The following is a 24,251-nucleotide window of genomic DNA, read 5'->3' as shown; positions in this document are numbered from 1 at the left end:
TCTGAGCAGTACGAACGCCGGCGGGACGGGGCAACCGGCAGTGCGCCCCGTTCCGCCGGCACCCGGCGCTCGGAGGAGAGCCTTGCTGTGCAGACCTCTCTGATCTTCCCCCCGGCCACCTACTACCACATGCCCTACCTCGCTCCGTTCCTGCTCAAGGGGCACCTGCACGCCAGCGGCACGGTGACCTGCCGGACCGACGACGCGAACATCCGGTTCTTCCATGCCCTGTGGACCGGCGGCGTCGACCCGGCGGCGGTGGACCCCTCGGCCCCGGTGCGGGTCCGGCTCAGCCTGGAGTACCTGGCGGCGCGCGGGAAACCGGCCTGGCACGCCCTGCGGGACCTGGCGACCTACCGGAGCACCCGCGCGGTCTCCCGGGCCTCCCGGACGCTGCGCTTCGCCGACCTGGCGCTCTCCTACGACCTGCGGCACCACGGGCTGACCCGGCCGGTGCCCACGCCCGAGCAGGACTGGCCCACCCTGGTCGACCGCCTCCGGCACACCGTCCTCGGCCGGTGGCTCGAGCAGGACGTCCGGGGCGGGCGCTACCGGCACTCCGCCGTGGTCTGCCTCAGCGCCGCCTACCTCGAACAACTCGCGCCGGCCCTGCTCACCGCCCGGCTGGTCAAGGAACACCAGCCGGGAACGGTCGTGGTGATCGGGGGCAACGCCGTCACCCACGTCCGGCGGGAGGTGCTGGCGCACGACACCTCGTTCTGGCGCGACGTCGACTACGCGGTGGCCTTCCAGGGCGAGGAGCCGCTCACCGCGCTGCTGACCGCCCTGGCCGACGGGGCGACCGACGTGGACGTCGACGGCGTCGCCCGGATCCGGGACGGCGTCGTCGCCTACCGCCGCGCCGCGCCGCAGACCGGTCCACCGGCCGGGGCACCCGACTTCACCGACCTCGACCACCTCTATCCCACCCCGGAGCCGATCTATCCGCTGCTGACCAGCAAGGGCTGCTACTGGGGGAAGTGCGCGTTCTGCACCCACCACGAGGGCTACGGCGACGGGTACTTCCGGCTCGGCGCCGACGCCGTGGACGACGCCCTGAAGGCGATCAGCGCGGTCGACGGCTCCTACCTGTACTTCGTGGACGAGGCCATCCCGCCACGGGAGATCAACGACCTGGCCCGCCGGCTCGCCGCGATCGCGGACGTCCCGACGGGGACCACGACGCCCCCGCCGGCCGGCGAGCGGCGTTTCCGGTGGACCGCCGAGGCGCGGGTCGACAAGCCGATGCTCACCGAGGCGGCCGTCCGCAGCCTGGTCGACTCCGGCTGCGTGCTCCTGGTCAACGGCATCGAGGCCGGTTCCCAGCGGGTGGCCGACCTGATGCGCAAGGGCATCCGGCTCACCGACGTGGAGCGGCACGCCGAACTGCTCAAGCAGGCCGGGATCCCGGTCGGCTGGATGTTCTTCATCGGCTTCCCCGGCGAGACCGACGAGGAGGCCCGCGCCACCTTCGAGATGATCCGCCGCAACCGGGACCACATCTCGTACGCGTCGGTCGGGACCTTCGCGCTCGAACGGGACTCGCCCGTCTGGAACGACCCCACCCGCTACCAGATCAACCTGCTCGAGGCGCACGTGCCGTACGCCCTGGCGCAGAACTACACGACGGCCGACGCCCCGGGCCCCGAGGCGGACCGGCAACGCGCGCGGCTGGACCGCCGGCTGGCGGAGCTGCACGCGGAGTTCGCCGACCTCGACCCGATCTTCGAACGGGCGGTGGACCGGTCCTTCGCGATGTTCATGGCCGTGGCGCAGGACGGGCGGCCGGACGTGCCGGACGACGCCGGCGAGCCGGCCGCCGAGTCCTTCCGGTCACCGTCGCTGGACCGCACGGTCACCGTCGATCTCGACCGCTGGAAGATGAGAGTGAACCCATGACCACACAGACCATCGGCGACCTCCCGGCCGAGCTGGTGCTGGCACCGTTCGTCAAGCTCACCGGCACCCGGCGGTACACCGACGACACCCCCCGGGTCTACCGCCGGCTCGACCTCTGGCGGGGCGCGAAGCAGGGCGTGGCCGCCACCGACCGGATCACCCGCCTGCTCGGCCGGTTCGAACACCCGCAGTCCACCGCCGCGCTGATCCTCTCCGCCGGGTCACGCGCCGACGACCTGGCCCGCACGCTCGCCACGCTGGTCGAGGTGGGGCTGCTGGTGGACGTGTCGGCCATCCGTACGCCGCGACCGTCGTTGGAGTTGGAGATCACCAACAGGTGCAACGCGGACTGCATGATGTGTCCGCGCCAGGAGCTGCGCCCACTCGGCGACATGAGCGAGGAGACGTTCGAGCGGTTCCTGGAGTTCGCCGCCGCGATCGAGGCGCCCGGCATCATCCTCCAGGGCATCGGCGAGCCCACGCTGCACCGGCAGTTGGTGCCGTGGGTCCGGCGGATGCGGGAGACCCTCGGACCGGAGGAACGATTCCCGATCGTCGCGGTCACCAACGGCTTCCGGATGGGCGCCGACACCGTGGCGGCGCTGCGCGACGCCGGCCTGTCGTTGCTGAAGTGGTCGATCCACAGCCTGCGTCGGGAGCGGTTCGCCACCATCTTCGGGCGGGACAAGCGGGACGCCTCGGTGGCCAACCTGGAGGCCGCGATCCGGGTGGCACCCGACCTGGTGGCGCTCAACTTCGTCAAGATGGACATCAACCAGGACGAGGTGGACGACTTCCACCGCTGGATCGAGGAACGCGGCCTGTCCCGGGGCAGGTTCCGCCAGATCGAGGTGCAGGGCCGCGGCGGCACTTTGCCGATCATGCAGCTCACCTCGCGGCCCGGCGCTGCCGACCAGGCGCACTGCCTGTTCCGCAAGCAGTCGCTCTTCGTCGCCTGGGACGGCGACCTGCTGCCGTGCAGCAACGACGTCGGCAGCCGCCACCGCTACGCGAACCTGACCGTGGACGACACCGACACGATCATGAGTCGTTGGCGTACCGAACTCCTCGGTCGGCCCGCCGAGTTCCCGATCTGCGCGGGCTGCGATCACGGCAGCCGGGGGAACCTGCCGACCGACTGGCACGCGTTGGCGAGCAGGGCCAGCCTGGAGCCGGCGTGACCGTCCCCACCGTCGCGGGGGGCCTCGAAGCGTGGCGAGGCGTCGCTGCGGCCTGCGACATCGTCAGCGTCGACGACGCGGGTGCCGCGACGCTGATCCGGCGCGGGGCGCGGGGCTGGCAGCTGCGCTCCGCGGCACCGGCGGCGGTGCTGGCCGAGGCCCGCAGGCTGGCCGGCGGCGACCCGGCCCCGCCGACCGGCGCGCGGGACGACAGGGCGGCCCCCCGGCCGGAGCACATCTTCCTCGACGGCCCCGACGAGGGGTGGCGGCTGGGCCGCTGGGCGGCGGCCGGCGATCTGGTCGCGGCCTGCCGGGGCGTCCCGGCCGACGCGGTCCCGGTGGCGGCGTGCGCGCACCGGCCCCGGCCGTGGGCCGCCGCGCTGGCGGACCTCGCCGGCGCCGTCGTGCACCAACCGGTCCTCGTGCTCGGCCGCTGGCTGGTCGTGGGGCCGGTGGTCCGGAACCGCACCGATCACGGCTGGCTCTGGTCGGTGCTGGGACAGCTCGACCCCCACCTTGCGGGTCGGGTCGACGGCGACCACCGGCTGGTGCACCCGGCCGGCCGCGCGCCGGCCGCCGCGGTGGTGTCGGCGGTGGTGGCCGCCCGCGAGGTCGACCCGGACGGCGTCGACGTGCACCTGCGCGACCTGCGTACCGGATCGCGGCAGCGGGTCCGGCCGCCGCGCTCGGTGCGGCAGGCGGGTGCCGCCGCAGGCGTCGACGGGCCGGTCTTCCAGCCCTGGGTGGACCTCGAGGAGACCGACGCGGCGATTCCCTTGGCCGTCGCGTTCGGCGCGGCCACCGATCCGGTCCGCCCGGTCCGGTCCGCCGCGGTCTCCCCGCTGGCGGGCCTCGCCACCGCCCGGGCGGCGCTGGAGGCCGCCGAACGGTTCGCGCTCAACCGCCGGCCGGCCCGCACCTCCACCTGCGCCCGCGAGGACCTGCCGGCAGGCCAGCCCGTCGTGGTCCCGCAGCCGTTCACCGACGGGCAGCGGGCCGCGGCGGACTTCCCCTATCCGGCCGTGGACCCGCGCGCGCCCCGGCCGTGGACACCGGCGACCTCGCTCGTGGACGGACGGTCGTGCTGGGTGCCGACCGAGGTGGCCTGCCTCGTCCCCGCCGTGGCCGGTGACCGCCCGTGCGCCCCGCGCACCAGCACCGGCACCGCGGCCCACACCAGCGCCCTGCTCGCCGAGCAGGGCGGGCTGCTCGAGGTGGCGGAGCGCGACCTGGTGGTACGCCACTGGCCCGCCGGGCGGCTGCACCGGCTGGAACCGGGCGTCTGGGCCCGGGAGCTGGACCAGGTCGCCCGGCAGCTCGGGCGGGATCCCCACCTGTACCTGTGCGCCGACCCGCTGGTGCCGGTCTGCGTGGTCACGCTGCACGACCCGGACACCGGGGCGGCGCACGTCGGCGGCTGCGCCGCCGCGCCCACCGTCGCCGAGGCCGCCGCCCACGCCTTCGAGGAGGCCCTGATGCTGCACCACCGGGGCGTACCGGCCGACGCGCCGGCGCCGTTGGCCGCGCCGGTGGCGGCGGACCCGCTGGACCGGGCCGGCGTGGCCGCGTTCGAGGCGGACTTCCACTTCGACCGGCTGCGGCGGCACTACCGGGCGGTGAGCGTGGACCTCGACACCCCCGGACTGCGCGCGGAGGGCATCGTGGTGCGCAAGGTCGTCTCACCCGTCGCGGCCGACCTTCCGATCCCCGGCGGGCCGCTGCCCGAGCGGCTGCTGGACCCGGCGGCCGTCCGGGGCGCCGGACTGCTGCGGCTGTTCCAGACGGGCTGAGGCGGTGCCGGTGCGAGACCCTGACCGGGAGTTCACCGCCGACGGCGCGACGACCGACCCACGGTCGGCGGCCCTGGTGTTCCACGACCTCACCCGGCTGCCGCCGGAGGGCCCGCCGGTCGCCACCCTGCGGGTGCCCCGGCAGCAGCCCGGCCGGCGTCCGACGGTGGCGCGGACGCCGTCGGCACGGCACTTCGGCCCGGCCGACCCGGAGGTCGACGCGGCGGCCCGCGCGGTGACCGGGGAGGTGTTCGGCCGGGACCGCGACGGACGGCGCGGGTATCCGTCGGCGGGGGGCCTGTACGCGGTCCGCGGGCACCTCGTGCAGTCGCACGCCGGCACGGTGCTGGCCTGCGCCGGCGACCACCAGCCCACGGTCGGCGTGGTCGATCCCGGCGCGGTGCGGGCGAACGCCTTCGACCAGGTGTCCGGCGCGCCGAACTGGGTGGTGCTGACCGCCCGCCAGCCGCGCTACCAGGAGCGCTACGGCCTGCGCGGTTACCGCTACCTGCTGCTGGAGGCCGGGCACCTGGCACAGTGCCTGCTCGACGCGGCCGCCCGGGCCGGCCTGCGCGCGTTGCCGGTCGGCGCGTTCGACGACGAGGGCCTCGCCGGGACCCTCGGTCTGCGCGGAGCGGACCAGCTGCCGCTGTACCTCATCGCGCTGGGCCGCTGAGGCGGGCCCCGCGACCACCCCGCACACACCAGGAGGACCCGATGCGGCCGACCATCACCCACCGCTGGCTCGAACGCCCACTGGCCAACACCTACCTCTGCCTGGCCACGGTCGGCGGGCCGGCGCTGGAACAACTGGTGGGCGCGCCCACCGGCACCAGCCATCTGCTGGAGCACCTGCTGTTCCGTCGGGTGGAGAGCGAACCGCCGGACTCGCCGCTGCGCGGGGCCCGGCTGGGCATGTTCACCTCACGGGAGACCATGCAGGTCGACGTCGTCTGCGCGCCCGAGGCCGCGCCGGGCATCGTCGCCCTGCTCGAACGGTGGTGGCTCGACTTCCAGGTCACCGCCCGCCTCGTCGCCGAGGAGCTGCCGGTCATCCGCGAGGAGCTGGCGGAGCGGCGCTTCGAGCTGATGCCCCGGCTGTGGCCCCTGGTGTTCGACAGGTACGCGCCGGGCAGCTGGGCCGCCCGGCCGCTCTCCGGCCCGGTCGAGGACCTGGCCGGGCTCGGCGTCGACCAGCTGCGCGACTGGCAGCGCGCGGCGGTCGGCCTCGGCGCCCACCTGAGCGCGGTCGGTCCCCGCGACCCGTGGCGGGGCTCCGGCCGCTACACCGAGCCGAAGCCGGGGGACGCGGTCCCGCTCCCCGAACTGCCCTGGACGCCGTTCACGGCGTCCCCGGTGCCGCGCGACGTCCCGGAGGCCGAGCGGGTGGTGGTGTGCTGCGCCCGGGAGGTGCCGGGCCGGCGGTCTCCGCACGCCGCGGCGGGGCACTGCCTCAACGGGGCGCTCGACCGGGGGCTGACCGTCGAGATCCAGCGGGAGCTCAAGCGCCGGCACGCGATCCGTTCGGTCGAGTACCGGCAGGAGTTCCTCGCCGACCGGGCCGTGGTGGTCGCCGTCACCGAGTGCCGGGGCGAGGTCGCCGCGGACGTCTGCCGGCTGCTGGAACGCTCCTTCGACGTGCTGCGGCACGAGGTCGACCCGGCGAGCCTGGCCACCGCCGGCGCCGGCTACCTGGGCGCGTACCTGGACGAGCCGAAGACGCTCGCGCAGCACGACGCCCGGGCCGGTCTCCTCGCCGTCGACGCCGGCGTGGACACGCCGGAGACGTTGCGCGACAGCACGCCGGAGGCGATCCGGGCCCTGGTCCGCGACCACGTCGCGCCGGCCGGGCCCGCGGTCCTGGTCCGCCGGCGGTGACGGCGGTGCCCCGCCCCGGAGGCCGCGCCGGCCGGTTGATCCTCGCCGCCACCAGCTTCTCCGCCCTGGGCGACGGCTTCCGCTACACCGCGCTGCCGCTGCTCCTGCTGTCGGTCGGCGCGGGGACGGACAGCCTGTCCACGGCGTACGTGGTCAACAGCGTTCCCGGTGTGCTCTTCGTGCTCTTCGGTGGCCTGCTCTCCGACCGCTACCCGTCGAAGGCGGTCGTCGTCCTGGTCGACCTGGCGCGGGCCGTCGTGGCGACGGTGTTCACCGTGGCCCTGGTGCTCGGCGCGGTCTCCGTGTGGTGGGTCTACGCGCTGGTCTTCGTGCTCGCCGCGGCGGAGGTCGTCTACTTCAGCGCGGTCCAGGTGTTCCTCGCCGACGCGCTCGACGGGGCCGACCTGGGGGTGGTCAACGGCCGGGTCGCGTCGATCACCACGACGGCGAACAGCCTCGCCGGGCCCGGTGCCGGCGCCTTCCTGTTCGGGCTCGCGCCGGCCCTCCCGTTCCTGGTCGACGCCGTGTCGTTCGGCGCCGCGGCCCTGTGCAACGCACGGGTGCCAGCCCGGCGGACCGGGCAGCGCGAGATGTCCAGCCCGTCCCCGCGACCCGCCGGCATGGCTGCGCAGCTCGCGGCCGGCTTCCGGGTGACCTTCGGTGACGCCGTCCTGCGCTGGTTCTTCGTCTTCGCGGTGACCCGGGCGCTCGCGGCGGCGGCGGTGCTCTCCGTGCTGGCCGTCTTCGTGGTCACCGACCGGCGGCTGCCCATCGCCCACTACGGGTACGTGCTCGCGGTCGGCGCGGTCGGCGGGGTCGTCGGCGGCTGGCTCGTCTCCCGCTACGGGGACCGTGTCCCGATCTGGCGGAGCATGTGGGTGGCGAACGTCGCCTTCGGGCTCTCCTTCGCGCTGTTGCCGCTGGGCGCCGGGGTGCCGGTGATCGGTGCCCTGCTCGCGCTGAACCTCGCCGCCGCGGTCTGGGCCGCCGTCCTGGCGGCCACCTACCGCCAGCGGGTGGTGGCCCGCGGCGAGCTCGGCCGGACGAGCAGCGTGCTGCGGCTCGGGGTGGGGGTGGCGACCATCCTGGGCGCGGCCACCGCGGGGCTGCTCGGTGACGCGCTGCCGCTGGGCGGGCTGTTCGTCGGCCTGGGCCTGCTGGTGGTGGCCGTGTGCGGCCCGTTCGTCCGGTCGCCGCGGCGACCGGAACGGTCCGACGAGGACCCGACGACTCCCCGTCCCACGCATCACGAAAAATCGATATTAGATCGGCTTTAGCGGACCGACCTACCCTGGTCGGTGCGGAGGAGTGTGCACGGAGATCTGGATCGGCGAGGGGGCGGGCGACGTGCTTTCCGTGGGTGCCCGGTTCCCGGCCTCGTCACGACCGAGTCTGGCACTGGAGCTGACATGAACTGCTGGGCGGCACGCGGTCGGGACGTCGAGGCGGGCGCGAACGGATCTGTCTCCACAGAATTCCCGACGGGCCGGAGGACGACGTCGCCACCGCGGGGTCGTCCGTGGCGCCGACCCGCCTGAGCCGCCCGCCGACCCTCCGCCCGGTCCCGTCCCCGGGCGCCCCCGACGTCCCGTCCTCCCCGAGTCCGCACCGCACGTTCGACAACGGTCAGCGCCGGCGCAATGGCCGCGGACCGCGCCGCCTGGTGAGCCGCTGGGCGGCGCGTCCCCCGGCGCTCCCGGCCCGCCGGTGATCCGCCCGCTCATGATCGTCGAATCGAAGGAGGCACGGTGCGTACGTCCGATGTGTATCTCAAAGGGCTCGGAGTGTTCCTGCCGCAGACGGTGAGCGTCGAGCAGGCCGTGCGACGGGGCCTGTACCCGCGCGACGAGGTCGAGGCGCACGATCTGGGCGGCGCCGCGGTCGCGGGCATGATCTCGGCCCCGGAGATGGCGCTCGCGGCGGCCCAGGAGGCGTTCAAGCGGTGCGGCCAGCGGCCGGAGGACACCGATCTCATCCTGTACGCGGACTCCTGGCACCAGGGCCCGGACGGCTGGCAGCCGCAGTTCTTCATCCAGCGCAACCTCGGCTGCGACCGGGCCCTCGGGATCGAGATCCGGCAGGGCTGCAACGGCATGTTCGGGGCGCTGGAGCTGGCCGCCAGCTACCTGCGCGCCGACGGCGAACGGGAGTCGGCCCTGCTCGTCGCATCCGACAACTTCGGCACCCCGCTGATCGACAGGTGGCGCACGGGCGCGGGCTTCGTCCTCGGCGACGCCGCCTGCGCGGTGCTGCTGGGCAGGGAGCCCGGGTTCGCCCAGCTGCTCTCGGTGTGCACGACGACCGTCCCCGAGGCGGAGGAGGTGCACCGCAGCGGCGAAGCGCTGTTCCCGCCCGGCTGCCTCGTCGGCCGGGACCTCGACCTCGCCGGCCGGGGCGAGTCCTTCAACGCGAAGGCCATGGCCGAGACGGGAAGCACCGCGGTGTGGGACCGGGTGTACCAGACGGTCCCCGACGTCATCGGGCGGAACCTCGCCGAGGCGGGCATCACGATCGACGACGTCAGCCGTATCGCCGTCATGAACTTCTCCCGGGAGATCATCGAGAACCGCTACCTTGCGATGCTCGGGCTGCCCCTGTCCCGGTCGACGTGGGACTTCGGCCGCACCGTCGGGCACATCGGCGCCAGCGACCAGGTCGTCTCCCTGGACCACCTGCTGACCACGGGGGAGATCGGCGCGGGGGACCACGTGCTGCTGTTCGGCCTCGGCCCCGGAATGACCGCGTGCAGCGCCGTCGTCAAGATCCTGCACCGCCCGTCCTGGCTCGGCTGAGCCGGCATCCGCCCCTGTCGGTCAGTCCGGCGCGCGGGGAACGACGCCCCGTCGTCAGAAGGTGAGACACGCCAATGGTCGCTACGGAAGGCCCCGGACAATCCTCGCCGGCCGACACCGGTCCGGTGGCGGTGATCGGCGTCGGGTGCCGGTTCGCCGGCGGCGCCACGAGCCCGGCGAGCTACTGGGAGATGCTGCGCGCCGGCCGCGACGGCATCGGCCTCCTGCCGGAACGGCGGTGGCAGCCCTACGCCGACCTGGGGGGCGACTTCGCCGCCGCGCTGCGGCGGGCCACCCGCTGGGGCGGCTTCCTGCCGGACATCGAGGGCTTCGACGCCGAGTTCTTCGGGCTCAGCCCCCGCGAGGCCGAGCTGATGGACCCCCAGCAGCGGCTGCTGCTGGAGGTCGCCTGGGAGGCGCTCGAGCACGCCGGCATCCCCCCGCACTCCCTGGCGGCCAGCGACGCCGGCGTCTTCGTGGGCGTCGGCTCCGACGACTACGGGCGGCGGCTCCTGGAGCACCTGCCCACCATCGAGGCGTGGACCGGCATCGGCTCCGCCATGTGCGCGGTGGCCAACCGGATCTCGTACGCCCTGGACCTGCGGGGGCCGAGCCTGGCCGTCGACACGGCGTGCTCGGCGTCGTTGGTGGCCCTGCACCTGGCCTGCCAGAGCGTGCGGACGGGCGAGAGCCCGGTGGCGCTGGCCGCCGGCGTCAACCTCGTCGTCTCCCCGGGCCTCACCCTCACCCTGGACGCCGCGGGAGCCACGGCCCCGGACGGGCGGTGCAAGTCGTTCGACAGCTCGGCGGACGGGTACGGGCGCGGCGAGGGCGCGGGCGTCCTGGTGCTCAAGCGCCTCGACGACGCGCGCCGGGACGGCGACCGGGTGCTGGCGACCATTCTGGGCAGCGCCGTCAACCAGGACGGGCGTACCAACGGCATCATGGCGCCCAACGCGCAGGCGCAGCGGCACGTGCTGGCCCGCGCCTGCGCGCAGGCCGGGGTGGACCCGCGGTCCGTCGACTACGTCGAGGCCCACGGCACGGGCACCAGGCTCGGCGATCCGCTGGAGGCCTCCGCCCTGAGCGCCGTGTACGGCGCGGGCCGGGAACCCGGCCGGCCGTGCCTGATCGGCTCGGTCAAGTCCAACATCGGCCACCTCGAGGCCGGCGCGGGCGTGGCCGGGGTCATCAAGGCGGTTCTCGCGCTGGGCCACGGCGAGATACCGCCGACGCTGCACCACACCACCGGCAACCCCGCGATCGACTGGGACGACGCCGGTCTGCGCGTGGTCACCGAACCGACCGCCTGGCCCCGGACCGACCATCCACGCCGGGCCGGGGTGTCCGCTTTCGGGTACGGCGGAACCGTCGCCCACCTCGTGCTGGAAGAGGCCCCGCAGCCGGCCCGGCCGGAGCCCGCGCCGACGGGGGCGACCGCCGCAGGGCTGCTGTTCCCGCTGTCCGCGGCGTCGGAGGCCGCGCTGCGGGAGCAGGCGGATGACCTGGCGGCGTGGCTGTCGGACCCCGCCGCCGGGGGAACGCTCGCCGACGTGGGGCACACCCTGGCGCTGCGGCGGTCGCACCTCGGCCGCCGGGCGGCGGTGGTGGCGGCCGGCCGGGAGGAACTCGTCACGCGGCTGCGCCACGTCGCCGACGGCAGGCCGGGGGAGGGGACCGTCTCCGGCGTCGTGCCTCCCGGGCCGGGCAGGGGCGTGGTCTGGGTCTTCTCGGGGCACGGCTCCCAGTGGACCGGGATGGGCCGGGAACTGCTCGCCACCGAACCGGCCTTCGCCACCGTCGTCGACACGCTGGCCCCCGTCTTCACGCGCGAGATCGGCTTCTCGCCGCGGTCGGTCCTCGCCGAGGGCGACCTCGTGGAGGTCGACCGGATCCAGACGATGATCTTCGTGCTGCAGGTCGGCCTCGCGGCGGTCTGGAACTCCTACGGCGTCACGCCGGACGCCGTCATCGGGCACTCCGTCGGCGAGATCGCCGCGGCGGTCGTCAGCGGCGCGCTGACGCTGGAGGAAGGCGGCGTGCTGATCTGCCGGCGGTCGCGGCTGCTGCGCCGGATCGCCGGGCAGGGCGCCATGGCGATGGTCGGGCTGGGCTTCGACGAGGTGACCCGCCGGTTGTCCGGACGCACCGACGTGGTGGCCGCCATCGCCTCCTCGCCCGTGTCGACAGTGGTCGCCGGCGACCCCGCCGCGGTGGAGGAGGTCATGGGGCGGTGGGCCGCCGAGGACGTCGACGTCCGGCGCGTCGCCTCCGACGTCGCCTTCCACAGCCCGCACATGGACCCGCTGCTCGCCGAGCTCGCCGAGGCGGCGTCCGGCCTGTCGCCCGCACCGCCGCGGATCCCGATGTACAGCACCTCGATGCCGCAGCCGTGCGCCACGCCGTTCGTGGACGGCACCTACTGGGCCGCCAACCTGCGCAACCCGGTACGGCTCGCCGCGGCGGTCCTGGCGGCGGCCGAGGACGGACACCGCACGTTCGTGGAGATCTCCAGCCATCCGGTCGTGGCCCACTCGGTCAGGGAGACGCTGGCGGACCCGCACGGCGACGCCTTCGTCGGCACGTCGTTGCGGCGCAACCAGCCCGAACGGGCGACGCTGCTGGCCAACGCCGGGGCCCTGTACTGCCGCGGCGTCGCGCTCGACTGGGCGACGTTGCAGCCGGCGGGCGGGCTGGCCGCCCTGCCCACCGTCGCCTGGCAGCGCCGCCCGCTCTGGCGGGACACCCGGCCCGGCGGCGCCGGGGCCGGGCTCTGCCACGACGTCGACTCGCACACCCTGCTCGGCACCGAGGTTCCCGTCGGCGGACACGGCATGCGGCTGTGGCGGACCCTGCTGGACGGGTCCTGCCGGCCGTACCCGGGCAGCCACACGATCAACGGCGTCGAGATCGTCCCCGCCGCCGTCCTGATCAACACGCTGCTGCGGGCCGCTGCGGACGGCGGGGCCGGGCCCGTGCTCAGGGACGTCTCCCTCCGGGTGCCGCTCACCGACGAGCACCGCGAGGTCCAGGTCAGCTACGCCGACGGCGTGCTGCGGCTGGCCTCCCAGGCGCAGGATCAGGACCACGGCACCGGCACCGAGCGGCCCTGGCTCGTGCACACCAGCGCACTGGTCCCGGCGTCGCCCGTCGCGCCGCCCCCGTCGTCGCCGCCGGACGGCCTGGAGACCACCGCCGAGGACCCGGCTGCCGTCGCGCGGCACCTCGCCTCGGTGGGCGTACCCACCATGGCCTTCGACTGGACCGTCGAGGAGCTGCGCCGCGGCCCCCGCGGGCTCCGCGCCCGGGTCCGTGCCGAGCGGCCCGGGCACCCGGCGGGCACGTGGGCGCCGATGCTCGACGCCGCCCTGTCCGTCGCCCCGGTGGCGGATCCGGCGCCCGCCCTGCGCATGGTCGCCGGGGTACGGGAGGTGCGCATCGTCGGCGAGCCGCCGGAGACGGCCGTCATCGACGTCGTCGTGGGCGACGCCGGCCCGGACCTCGTGGACGTGTCGATCAGCGACGGACACGGTGCCGTCCTGGCCACGCTGGCCGGCCTGCGGTACGCGGGCATGCCGGACGTCACGGCCGACTCCGTGGCGCCGCAGCACCTGGTCCACGGGACCGGGTGGCGGAAGCTGGAGCTCGCGGAGGCGGACGGGCAGCCGTACCGCCGCGAGGTGGTCCTGGTCGCTGCCGACGCGCGGGCGGCGGACGACTGGCGGGAGCGCCTGTCGGCGGCCGGGGCGCCGGTACGCGTGGTGCCCGACCCCGCCGCCCTCGCCCGGCTGGTGCCGGCGCCGGGCGCGTGGACGGACGTGCTGCTGCTGCCGGCGGTGTCCGACGACCCGCCCGCCGAGGCGGCGACCCGCGCCACCTGGCTGCTGGCGTCGGTGGCACAGCACCTCGCCGGCGGACCGCCGGCGCAGGCGCCGCGGCTGTGGTGCCTGACCACGGGGGTGCGGGACGGCCGCACCGGGGCCGGCCTTGCGCTGGCCCCGCTGTGGGGGCTCGGGCGGGTGCTGCGCAGCGAGCTTCCGCAGCTGTGGGGCGGCACCCTGGACGTCCCGTGCGCCGACGAGGTGCCCGCCGACCTCGTGCTCCGCCTGTTCGGGGCGGCCCCGGCCGAGGACGTGGTCTCGGTGCGCGACGGTGGCTTCGAGGTCGCGCGGATCACCGCCGTGGACGGCGCGCCGACCCGTGCGCCGTTCACCTGCCGGGCGGACGGCACCTATCTGGTCACCGGTGGGCTGGGCGCGCTCGGGCTGGAGGTCGCCCGGTGGCTGGTCGAGCGGGGCGCCCGACGCCTGGTGCTGACCGGTCGCCGCGCGCTGCCGCCACGGGCCACCTGGGACGACCCGGCCGACGACGGCCAGCGTGCGCAGATCGGGGTGGTGCGCGACCTGGAGGCGCTCGGCGTCACCGTCCACTCGGTCGCCCTGGACATCGGCGACGCCGAGCGGGCCGCCGCGCTGCTCGACACCGACGCGCTGGGGCTCCCCCCGATCCGTGGCGTCGTCCACGCCGCCGGTGTGCTCGACAACCGGATGCTCGCCGACGTCGACGAGGAGTCGGTGCGCACGGTCCTGCGGCCGAAGGTCGCGGGCGCGTGGACGCTGCACGAGCTGTTCCCGCCGGGCACCCTCGACTTCCTCGTGCTCTTCTCGTCGTGCGGGCAGCTGCTCGGGCTGCCCGGCCAGGGCACCTACGGGCCGGCCAACGTCTTCCTGGACGCGCTGGCGGCGTTCCGGCAGGCCACCGACGGCGACGTCACCCTCAGCCTCGGCTGGACGTCGTGGCGGTCCAAGGGCATGTCGGTCAACGAGGTCGTCGACCTCGAACTGCGGGCCCGCGGGGTGGGCGCGATCTCCGTCCGGGAGGCGTTCGACGCGTGGGACTGGGCGTACCGTCATGGCGCGGGGCAGTGCACCGTGCTGCGGGTCCTGCCCGTGGAACCCGGCATGGACCGGCCCGTCGTGCTGGCCGAGACGGTGGCCGACGCCGGCGCGGCCGACCCGGCGCAGGCCGGACCGGCCGAGGTCGTCGACCTCAGCGGCCTGACCCCCGAGGAGCTGCGCAGCCGCCTCCTGGCGGAGGTCACCGAACGGATCGTCGCCGAGACGGGGCTGTCCGGCGAGGCGCTGGACCCCCGCCGCTCCCTGTCCGAGCAGGGCCTGGACTCGGTGATGACCATCGTCGTACGGCGGAGCCTGGAGAGCCGGTTCGGCCACGTGCTCCCGGCGACCCTGCTGTGGCACCAACCGACCGTCACCGCCATCGCCGACCACCTGACCGAGCTGTTGACCGCCGGGGACGGGGAGCGGGAGGTGATCCCGGCGGTCTCCTGACCCGCCCGCGCGACGGGGCCCTGGCGACGCTCGGGTCGGTGCGTCAGGCCCGGGCGGCGTTGGTGGCGACGGCGTCGACGATCCGGTCCCACACGCCCTCGGGCAGGTCGTGGCCCATGCCGGCGATCAGCACCAGCTCCGCGTCGGGGACGGCGGCGGCGGTCGCCCGGCCGCCGCTCACGTCGACCATCCGGTCGGCCTCGCCGTGGACGACCACGGTGGGCACGCTCAGCGTCCGCAGTCTCGGGGTGCGGTCCGCAGCCGTGACGATCGCGGCGAACTGCCGGGCCGTGCCGGCCGGATGGTAGGCGCGGCGGACCTTCGCGGCGGCGCTGGCGACCCGCTCCTCCTCGCTGGTCGCGAAACCGGGCGAGCCGATCAGGCGGTAGAGGGCGACGTCCGCGGCGATGGCGGCCTCGTGGTCGGCGTCGGGCCGGGGCATCAGGACGGAGACGTCGTCGAGGGTGGGCTGACCGACCGAGCGGTCGCCGGTGGTCGACGAGATCGAGGCGAGGCTGGCGACGAGGTCGGGCCGCTCGGCGGCGACCAGCTGGGCGATCATGCCGCCCATCGAGACGCCGACCAGGTGCGCCCGGCGCACGCCGAGGGCCTCGATCAGACCGATGGTGTCGGCGGCCAGGTCGGACAGCCCGTACCGCGCGGAGGACGGGTCGCCGGCGAACAGCGCGGGCAGGTCGACGTCGCCGAGGTGGTCCAGCCAGGTCGACAGGCCGATGTCGCGGTTGTCGAACCGGACCACGTGGAAGCCGCGGGCGGCGAGGGCCGCGCAGAACCCGTCGGGCCAGGTGATCAGCTGTTCGCCGAGGCCCATGACGAGCAGCATCGTCGGGTCGGCGGGGTCGCCGAACGTCTCGTAGCAGAGGTCGACGGAGTTCGAGCGTACGAAAGGCACGGTGTGCTCCTGTTCTCGCTTCCTCGGGTCCGGTCAGTGCTCGTTCCTGGCGAGTCGCTCGGCGAGCCGCCCGCCTTCGACGTCGACGTTCGGCAGGGCCCTGTCCAGCCAGCGTGGCAGCGACCACGCGGACCTGCCGAGCAGCGACAGCACGGCCGGGACGATGGTCATGCGGACCAGCAGGGCGTCGACGGCGACGCCGAACGCGAGGGCGAACCCGAGCGACTGGATGACGATGTCCTCGACGAGGACGAAGCCCGCGAAGACGCTCATCATGATCAGTGCCGCGGCGGTGACGACCCGCGCGCCGTGGCGCAGGCCGGACACGACGGCCTCGTCCGGTGCGGCCCCGCGCACGAACTCCTCCCGGGCCCGGATGATCAGGAACAGCTCGTAGTCCATGGCCAGGCCGAACAGGATGCCGATCAGGAAGATCGGGATGAAGCTGACGATCGGGCCGGTCGACGCGACGCCGAGGACGCCGGCCAGGTTGCCCTGCTGGAAGATGAAGACCAGGGCGCCGAACGAGGCGGCCACCGACAACAGGAACCCCACCGTCGCCTTGATCGGCACCAGGATGCTGCGGAACACCACCATCAGCAGGATGAACGCGAGGCCGACCACGACGGACAGGTACGGCAGCAGCGCGTCGTTGATCTTCTCCGACACGTCGATGTCGACGGCGGTCCGGCCGCTGACGGCCAGGGTCGCGCCGCCGGTCGCCGCCGTGAAGTCCGCCTGCCGGGCCCGCAGGTCGTGCACGAGCTCCCTGGTCTCCTCGCTGGTGGGGCCGCCGCGGGGGACCACGGTGAGGGTGGCGGTGTCGCCGGCCCGGTTCGGCGTCGCCGGGGTGACGAGCACCACGCCGTCGAGGCCGGAGGCGAGCTGCCGGGCCTGCTCGCCCGCGGCGGCGACCGCGCCGGCGGGGGCCTCGACCACGAGGAGCAGGGGGCCGTTGACGCCCGCCCCGAAGCCCTCGGCGAGCTGGTCGTACGCCTTGCGCTGGGTGGACGCGGGGGAGGCGGAGCTGTCGTCGGGCAGGGCCAGCCGCAGGTCGAGCCCGGGGAGCGCGACCACACCGACGGCGACGACCGACAGGACCAGCGCCGGGACGCGGTGCCTGAGCACGGCGCGCGCCCAGCGCTCGCCGTACGGGGTGCCGGCGGGCCGGCCGCCCCTGCCGTCGCGCTGGGCCCGGGGCAGGACCCGGCGGCCGGCGAAGCCCAGCAGGGCCGGCAGCAGCGTCAGGTTGATCACGACGGCGACGGCGACGGCTGCGGCGGCCGCGACGCCCATGGCGGCCAGGAACGGGATCCCGATCACCGCGAGCGCGGCCAGGGCGATGATGACGGTCAGGCCGGCGAAGACCACGGCGGACCCGGCGCTGCCCGCAGCCCGGCCGGCGGCCTCCTCGCCGTCGTGGCCGGCGGCGAGCTCGTGGCGGTGGCGCGACAGGATGAACAGCGCGTAGTCGATGCCGACGGCCAGGCCCAGCATGGTGGCGAGGTCGGCGGTGTTCGAGGTCAGGTCGAGGAAGCCGGTGGCGATCTCGATGCCGAGCAGGCCGACGGCGACGCCGACGACCGCGGTGAGCACGGGCAGGCCCGCGGCGACGAGTGAGCCGAAGGTGACGAGCAGGACGACGGCGGCCACGAGGATGCCGAGCGCCTCGCTGCCGTCGTCGGCTCCGGCCTGCTCGGTGACCTCTCCGGAGTATTCGACGCCGAGGCCGGCGTGCCGTGCGGCGTCGCCGGCGGCGAGCAGTGCCGCGCGGGAGGCGGCGTCCACCCCGGTCGCGTCCACCGCGTAGGCGACGGTGGCGTAGCCGGTCCTGCCGTCCGGTGCGACCGTTCCGGCCCGGTACGGGTCGGTGACCGCCGTGACCTGGGGCGCCGTGCGCAGGGCGGCGAGCGTGGCCCGCACGGCGTCCTGCGGCTCCCGGTCGGTCAGCGCGGCGTCGCCGGAGACGGTGAACACCACCTTCGCCGTGGCGGTGTCCCCGCCGTCGCCGAACCTGTCCGCCACCACGTCCAGCGCCTGTAGCGACTCGGTGCCGGGGATGGTCAACTCGTCGCTGGTCGGCCCCGACAGCTGGGCCGCCCCCACGCCGAACAGGCCGAGGAGGAGCGCCCACACGACCAGCGTCAGCCGGCGACGCCGGAAGGAGAGCCGCCCCAGGCGGTACAGGATTGTCGCCACGAGTGTTCCTCCGTCGGTCGTACGGCCCCGGTTCCGAGAGCGGTTCCACGATCCCGTCCGGCACCGGGTCGCGTCGTCCCGCCGACGCAGGCGTCCGGGTACTGCGAACGCGGTAGGCACGCGGCGTGGCGCTACCGCGGGAACAGGTCGATCGGGGCCGGCCTGCCGCACTACCGTCGTGACCATGGACGCGGCGATCAGGCAGTGGTGGCCCCGACGCCTCGACCGCTACCGCGGCCCGCTGGGCGACGTGCTGCTCGCGGCGGCCGGGGGTGCGCTGGTGCTGTACCTGGGCCCGAACGCGGTGCACCGCGGCACGGCGCTGCTGGCGGCGGCGTGCGCCGTGCTGATCCTGGCGCGCCGCCGGCATCCCGTGCCGGTCGTGCCGGCGGCCAGCGCCGTCTTCGCGCTCACCGTCGCGCTGGGCCGCCCACCGGACGGGATGTTCCTGGTGGCGGGCCTGCTGACCTACTCCGCCGGGCTGGCCAGCCCGCGTCGTCGGCCCTGGGTCTACGCGTCCCTCATGTGGGGATCGCTCATGCTCACCGGTTTCGTGGTGTACCGCGCCGACTGGTGGAACACGGACCAGTTGACCGCGTTCGCGATCATCTTCGGCGGGGCGGCGGCGGGCGACGCCGTCCGGATGCGCCGGGCCTACGTCGCGGAGGTGACCGAGCGGGCCCGGCAGGCGGAGCTCAACCGCGAGGAGGAGGCCCGCCGCCGGGTGATGGACGAGCGGCTGCGCATCGCCCGGGAGCTGCACGACGTCGTCGCCCACCACATCACGGTGATCAGCGTGCACGCCGGCGCCGCCAACCACGTGCTGCGCAACGAACCGGAGAAGGTGTGGCCCGTGCTCGGGCACATCCGCACCGCTGCCGACACCGTGCTGGAGGAGATCAAGTCGGTGATCAGTGTGCTCCGTGATCCGGAGGAGGCCCGCAGCACCGAACCGGCGCCCGGCGTGGAACGCCTGCCGGAGCTGCTGGCCGCGCTGCGCGCCACGGGGTTCGCCGTGCGGCACCGGCAGCACGGCGAGCCCCGGCCGCTGCCGGCGGTGGTGAGCCTGGCCGCGTACCGCATCGCGCAGGAGGCGCTGACCAACGCCCACCGCTACGGCGTCGGCGGCGCCACCGTGGACCTGGAGTACACCGCCGACACCGTGCGCATCGAGGTCACCAACCGGACGGCCGGGTCCGGCGGACGCCGGACCGGCTTCGGGTTCGGGCTGCTCGGCATGCAGGAACGGGCCGCGGCCGCGCACGGCACCATCGTCGCCGGACCGGTCGACGGCGGCCTGTTCCGCGTGCACGCCGAGCTGCCCACCGACGAACGGGCGGTCAACCGCCTCAACCCCCACGCCCCGCAGCCACCCGGGGCTTCCGCCCGGCGACCGGAGGGACAGGTGACATGAGCATCCGCGTGCTGCTGGCCGACGACCAGGCGCTCATCCGTGCCGGCTTCAAGATGATCATCGATGCGGAGCCGGGCCTGGAGGTCGTCGGCGAGGCCGCCGACGGCCGGGAAGCCGTCGACCTGTGCCACCGCAGCCGGGTCGACGTCGTGCTGATGGACATCCGCATGCCCGTCCTGGACGGCATCGAGGCGACCCGCCGCATCGGCGCCGACGAACGCCTCGCCGGCGTGCGGGTGCTGGTGCTCACCACCTTCGACGACGACGACAACGTGATCTACGCCCTCCAGGCCGGGGCGAGCGGCTTCCTGGGCAAGAACGTGGCGCCCGGCGACCTGGTCAACGCCATCCGGGTGGTCGCCGGCGGGGAGGCGCTGCTGTCGCCCCGGGCCACCAGCGGGTTGATCAGCCGGCTGATCCATCACCTCCAGCCGCCGGCCCGGCAACTCCCGGAGCTCGACCTGGTCACCGGCCGGGAGAAGGAGATCCTGCTCCTGGTCGCACACGGGCTGTCCAACGACGCCATCGCCGAACGGCTCCACCTGTCTCCGCTGACGGTCAAGACGCACATCAACCGCACGATGATGAAGCTGGGCGCGCGCGACCGGGCCCAACTGGTGGTCTTCGCCTACCAGCACCACCTGGTCCGGCCCGGCGACCCCCTGCCCGACACGTGAGGACACGGACGTGGCGGCGCCCCGTGCCGGGTGACCGGCCGCACCGGGACACGGAGCGCCAGCTCGCGCAGCTACCGCACCCGCCACCGGGTTACGCCTCCGGCGTGCCGTCGGTGGAGAAGGCCACCTCGCGGCCGTTCTCGACATCGGCGGTCAGCGCTTCGATGCGGGACTTCGCCAGCCCGTACGAGTCGGAGCCGAGCAGCTGGTGCAACGGGGCCTCGCGGCCGGCGGCCACCTCGATGATCGCGGCGGCGGCCTTGACCGGGTCGCCGAGCTGGGTGCCGGGCATCGCCAGGTGCGCCTCGGTCATCTCCCGGATCGCCTCGTAACCGGCGATCGTGGCCGACGGCAGGCCGAGGGACGTGGTGCGCAGGAAGTCGGTGCGCGTGTAGCCGGGCTCGATGAGATTCACGTCGATGCCGAACCCGGCGACCTCGGCGGCGAGGGCCTCGGTGAGGCCCTCCAGGGCGTACTTTCCGGCGCAGTAGAGACCCCAGCCGGGGAACGCGGTCAGGCCGAGGATCGACGAGATGTTGATGATGCGGCCACCGCGCCGGGCCCGCATGGCCGGCAGCGCGGCCCGGAGCACGTTCCAGACTCCGAAGACCTGCACGTCGAACATCCGCCGGGCCTCGGTGTCGGAGACCTCCTCGACCGCGCCGAGGAAGCCGTAACCGGCGTTGTTGACCACCACGTCGATCTGGCCGAAGCGCCGGGTGGACTGCTCGACGGCCGCCGCGACGGCCGCCTCGTCGGTGAGGTCGAGCTCAAGGATCAGCAGCCGGGACCGGTCGACCTCGCCGAGCGCCTCGTCGAGACGCCGCGCCGTGCGGGTGGTGGCGGCCACGGCGTCGCCGCGGCGCAGCAGCTGGGTGACCAGCTCCAGTCCCAGGCCACGCGAGGTGCCGGTGACGAACCAGGTGGTGGGGTGCGGCATGGTGCTCTCCTCGTGGAGTTCGGATCTCGACGGGTTCCATCCTGGGAGCTGTGTCGCCGGCGTCGACAGGTCCGATCTGGCCCAGCGCTGCCTGGGAACGCCATGCCCCCGCACGGTCTTCTCGCCGGAGAACTGGCCGCGCCATAATTCCTGACATGGCGGCGAACACGGACCTGAGCGACTTTCTGCGGACGTGCCGGGCGCGAACGACCCCCGAGACGGCCGGGATCGTCGCCCCGGACGCGGCGGCCGGGCGACGGGTACGCGGGTTGCGTCGGGAAGAGGTGGCGCAGCTCGCCGGGGTGAGCGTCGACTACTACACCCGCCTGGAGCAGGGCCGCCACAGCACCCCGTCGGACGCGGTCGTCGACGCCCTGGCCCGGGTGTTCCGGCTGGAGCCGGCCGCCCGCGCACACCTGGCCGACCTCGCGCGACCGGCCCGGCGACGCGCCAGGCAGACACCGCCGCAACGCGTGCGCCCGGCCATGCAGCAGATGATCGCCTCGATGACCGAGCACCCGGCGCTGATCCTGGGCCGGCGCACCGACGTGCTGGCCGCGAACCTGCTCGCCCGGGCCCTGCTCACCGACTGGACGCGGCTGCCGCCCCGGGACCGCAACTACACCCGGTGGATCTTCCTCGATCCCGACGCCCGCGCCGCCTTCCTCGACTGGCCGTCCGTGGCCGCCGACGTCGTCGGCACGCTGCGCCTCTACGCCGGCCGCCACCCGGACGACACCAGGCTCAGCGAGCTGGTCGGCGAGCTCACGATCAAGAGCCCCGAGTTCCGTACGTGGTGGAACGGCCACAAGGTGCACGAGCGCACCCACGGCGTCAAACACATGGTCCACCCCGCCGTCGGGCCGATCACCCTGCGGTACGAGGCCCTGACGCTGCCCGGCGACGAGGACCAGACCCTGTTCCTCTACACCACGGACCCGGGCAGCCCGTCACAGGAGAACCTGCGGTTGCTCGGCCTGACGGTCGGTGAGCCGGTCCGTCGGGCGGATCCGGCCCGGTAGCGCGTCCACAGAACTCGCCATGTGAGCGGTCGCCCACGCATCGTTGACCGGCCGTGGTGGCGGCCGGAAGATGCATTCATGCAGAGCAATGTCAATGGACAGTCCTACGTGGACGTCGCCGCCGAGCTCGGGCTGGGTGAGACCGTCGGCCGCTACCGGCCCTCCGTCGGCGCCGACATCGCCATCACGGTGGCCGTCGCCGTGCTGGGCGTCGTCCTGATCCTCGTGAGCGGCGACGCCAGGGCGGTCACCGCGTTCGGCGTCGGCCTGCTGGCGCTGGCCGCGCTCGCCGCGTGGGTGACCCGACGCAAGGCGGGCAGGTGCCGTTACCTGTACGACAACGGCTCGCTGACCATCGACCACACCGGCGCCGTCACCTCGTTGTTCACCTGGGACGACGTGGCGCACGTGCGGGTCTGGGTCCGAGTGCTCTACCTGGTCACCGCGTACGCGGAGGTCCTGCAGGGCCGCGTCGAGCTCAAGGACGGCACGGTCGTCGACCTGGCCAAGCCCGACTACAAGGACAAGCACGAGCTGGTCGCGCACGTGGAGAAGTTCGCTGCCGCCGCCGTGCTGCCGGTCAAGGTCGACGAGGCGCTGCGCACCGGCGCCGCGACCTTCGGGCCGGTCACGCTGACCGGCGCGGGGGTGCGCCGAGGCAGTGAGTTCGTCACCCGTTCCGCCATCACGAACGTGGAATGCGGCAAGACCCGCCTGAAGATCTGGGCCGGGCAGCGCCGGCCGGTCATCTCCGAGCGGCTGCGCAACATCCCCGACGTGGCCGTCCTGCTGCACCTGATGCGGCGCTGGCCGGTCGCCGACGAGCCCGAGGGCAAGGCCGGCGTCACCGCGTAGCCGGGCATTGCGGCAGCCAGGGCGGGGCAGGCGCCCCGGCGTCAGGTGACAGGCCGGTCACCGTCCCTGCGGAGTCCGGACGGCCCGGGCCCGGTCCCCGGCCCAGGCCGCTTCGAGGATCGCGGTGAGGCTGGCGGTGTCGGTCGGGCCCGGATGGTTCTGGATCAGACGGGTGACGCCACCGGCCAGCTCCGCGAAGCGCGGGAGGTCGGCGCGGGCCACGCCGATGTCCGCCAGGCTGGCCGGGATGCCGATGTCGGCGAGGAGGCCGTCGAGCCAGGTGAGGAACGCGTCCGCGGCCTCGGCGTCCGAGGCGTCGGCCACGTCGAGCCCGCACACCCGGGCGAGGTCGGCCAGCCGGTCGCTGACGGCGTCCCTGGCCGCGTCGAGCGCGTAGGGCAGCAGCAGCCCGACGCCCAGGCCGTGCGGCGTGTGGGTGGCCGCGCCGATGGGGTACTGGAGGGCGTGCGGGGCGCCGTTGCCCGCGTGGGAGAAGGCGAGCCCGGCGAGCATGGACCCGTAGGACATGTCCGCGCGCGCGTCGGTGTCGCCCCCGTCTGCGACCGCGCGCCGCAGGCTGCGGGCGATCCGCTCCGCGGCCAGGAGCGCGTAGTGGTCGGTGACCGGGTTGCGACCGAGGAACACCTGCTCCACCGGGTCGCGCGGCCCGTGCGGCCGGGGCCGCGCCGTGTAGCTCTCCACCGCGTGACAGAACGCGTCGATGCCGGAGTGGGCGGTGACGGTCGCGGGGCAGCTGTAGGTGAGCTCGGGGTCGACGATGGCGAAGTCGGGCACGATGTGGACGCTGGAGACCCCCACCTTCAGCGCGCGCTCCGGGTCGGTCAGCACCGAGACGGGGGTGAGCTCGGAGCCGGTGCCGGACGTCGTCGGCACCGCGACGAGCGGAATGGTCGGCCCCGGCACCCTCGACTCGCCGTAGAAGTCGCGCGGCGTCCCGCCGTGTCGCCGGATGACGCCGACGATCTTGGCGAGGTCGATCACCGTGCCGCCGCCGATCGCGAGGATCACGTCGGCGTCCACCCGGGCGGCGGCCGAGACGGCCAGGGCGACATCGGTGAGGGGCACGTCCGGGGTCGCGTCGGAGAACACCTCGACGGCCTCGGTCTGCTCCCGCACGGCGGCCACGATCCCGGCGACGCCCGGCTGCCCCAGCAGGACCCGGTCGGTCACGACGAGGACCCGCGAGCCGCTCTCGGCCACCACCCGGGGGATGTTCTGCGCGACCCCTTCGCCCACGATCAGCTGGCGTGGTCCGCGGACGGTCTCAAGCATGTCGGTGCCTCTTTCGGAACGTCGGCGGCGGTGTGCTGGGCGGACGTCCA

At 74.5% G+C, this 24,251-nt stretch carries 16 protein-coding genes; 12 read left to right on the top strand and 4 right to left on the bottom strand.

Annotation, left to right across the window (positions count from 1 at the left end; genetic code table 11):
- Positions 1-87 precede the first annotated feature (87 nt).
- From O7633_RS08160 to O7633_RS08125, 8 genes are all read left to right on the top strand, one after another.
- Entirely contained in the window at positions 88-1,899 is a 1,812-nt protein-coding gene (locus tag O7633_RS08160) for a radical SAM protein (RefSeq protein WP_282327142.1), read from the top strand.
- Positions 1,896-3,080 (top strand): radical SAM protein, encoded by a 1,185-nt coding sequence (locus tag O7633_RS08155; RefSeq protein ID WP_282327141.1) that lies wholly within the window; start codon positions 1,896-1,898, stop codon positions 3,078-3,080. The genes O7633_RS08160 and O7633_RS08155 overlap by 4 nt, the downstream gene beginning before the upstream one ends.
- On the top strand, positions 3,077-4,870 hold the full coding sequence (locus tag O7633_RS08150) for a YcaO-like family protein (protein ID WP_282327140.1): 1,794 nt from the start codon (positions 3,077-3,079) through the stop codon (positions 4,868-4,870). Before O7633_RS08155 ends, O7633_RS08150 begins: the two co-directional genes overlap by 4 nt.
- Before the next feature lie 10 nt (positions 4,871-4,880).
- A complete protein-coding gene (locus O7633_RS08145) occupies positions 4,881-5,546 on the top strand; it encodes a nitroreductase family protein (protein ID WP_282327139.1) in 666 nt (221 codons plus the stop codon).
- A gap of 41 nt (positions 5,547-5,587) precedes the next feature.
- Positions 5,588-6,748, top strand: coding sequence for an insulinase family protein (locus O7633_RS08140; protein WP_282327138.1), 1,161 nt, complete (start codon positions 5,588-5,590; stop codon positions 6,746-6,748).
- 5 nt (positions 6,749-6,753) lie between these two features.
- Positions 6,754-8,025, top strand: a complete 1,272-nt coding sequence (locus tag O7633_RS08135; RefSeq protein ID WP_282327136.1) for an MFS transporter — start codon at positions 6,754-6,756, stop codon at positions 8,023-8,025.
- Positions 8,026-8,496: 471 nt separating this feature from the next.
- Positions 8,497-9,540, top strand: coding sequence for a ketoacyl-ACP synthase III family protein (locus O7633_RS08130; protein WP_282327135.1), 1,044 nt, complete (start codon positions 8,497-8,499; stop codon positions 9,538-9,540).
- A gap of 74 nt (positions 9,541-9,614) precedes the next feature.
- Positions 9,615-14,888, top strand: a complete 5,274-nt coding sequence (locus tag O7633_RS08125) for a type I polyketide synthase (RefSeq protein WP_282327133.1) — start codon at positions 9,615-9,617, stop codon at positions 14,886-14,888.
- Between the two features lie 43 nt (positions 14,889-14,931).
- On the opposite strand, the gene O7633_RS08120 is transcribed toward O7633_RS08125, so the two are convergent.
- Entirely contained in the window at positions 14,932-15,801 is an 870-nt protein-coding gene (locus tag O7633_RS08120) for an alpha/beta hydrolase (RefSeq protein ID WP_282327131.1), read from the bottom strand.
- Between the two features lie 33 nt (positions 15,802-15,834).
- A complete protein-coding gene (locus O7633_RS08115) occupies positions 15,835-18,000 on the bottom strand; it encodes an MMPL family transporter (protein ID WP_282327129.1) in 2,166 nt (721 codons plus the stop codon).
- 184 nt (positions 18,001-18,184) lie between these two features.
- Here O7633_RS08115 and O7633_RS08110 point away from each other — a divergent pair, with 184 nt between their 5' ends.
- Positions 18,185-19,414, top strand: coding sequence for a histidine kinase (locus O7633_RS08110; RefSeq protein ID WP_282327127.1), 1,230 nt, complete (start codon positions 18,185-18,187; stop codon positions 19,412-19,414).
- On the top strand, positions 19,411-20,091 hold the full coding sequence (locus O7633_RS08105) for a response regulator transcription factor (protein ID WP_074474103.1): 681 nt from the start codon (positions 19,411-19,413) through the stop codon (positions 20,089-20,091). Before O7633_RS08110 ends, O7633_RS08105 begins: the two co-directional genes overlap by 4 nt.
- A 91-nt stretch (positions 20,092-20,182) precedes the next feature.
- Here O7633_RS08105 and O7633_RS08100 read toward each other — a convergent pair whose 3' ends face one another.
- Positions 20,183-21,031, bottom strand: coding sequence for an SDR family NAD(P)-dependent oxidoreductase (locus O7633_RS08100; protein ID WP_282327124.1), 849 nt, complete (start codon positions 21,029-21,031; stop codon positions 20,183-20,185).
- Between the two features lie 155 nt (positions 21,032-21,186).
- On the opposite strand from O7633_RS08100, the gene O7633_RS08095 reads away from it, so the two are divergent.
- Positions 21,187-22,053, top strand: a complete 867-nt coding sequence (locus tag O7633_RS08095; RefSeq protein WP_282327123.1) for a helix-turn-helix transcriptional regulator — start codon at positions 21,187-21,189, stop codon at positions 22,051-22,053.
- Positions 22,054-22,131: 78 nt separating this feature from the next.
- Complete coding sequence (locus tag O7633_RS08090) at positions 22,132-22,908, top strand: DUF6585 family protein (protein WP_278127739.1); 777 nt, start codon at positions 22,132-22,134, stop codon at positions 22,906-22,908.
- Positions 22,909-22,965: 57 nt separating this feature from the next.
- Here O7633_RS08090 and O7633_RS08085 read toward each other — a convergent pair whose 3' ends face one another.
- Positions 22,966-24,201 (bottom strand): iron-containing alcohol dehydrogenase, encoded by a 1,236-nt coding sequence (locus O7633_RS08085; protein ID WP_282327122.1) that lies wholly within the window; start codon positions 24,199-24,201, stop codon positions 22,966-22,968.
- Between the last annotated feature and the right edge of the window lie 50 nt (positions 24,202-24,251).

It is taken from the genome of Micromonospora sp. WMMD712 (assembly GCF_029581295.1).
GTDB classification, from domain to species: Bacteria; Actinomycetota; Actinomycetes; order Mycobacteriales; family Micromonosporaceae; genus Micromonospora; species Micromonospora carbonacea.
The sequence above is the reverse complement of the archived record's forward strand: the minus strand, read 5'-3'. Positions and strand labels throughout refer to the sequence as shown.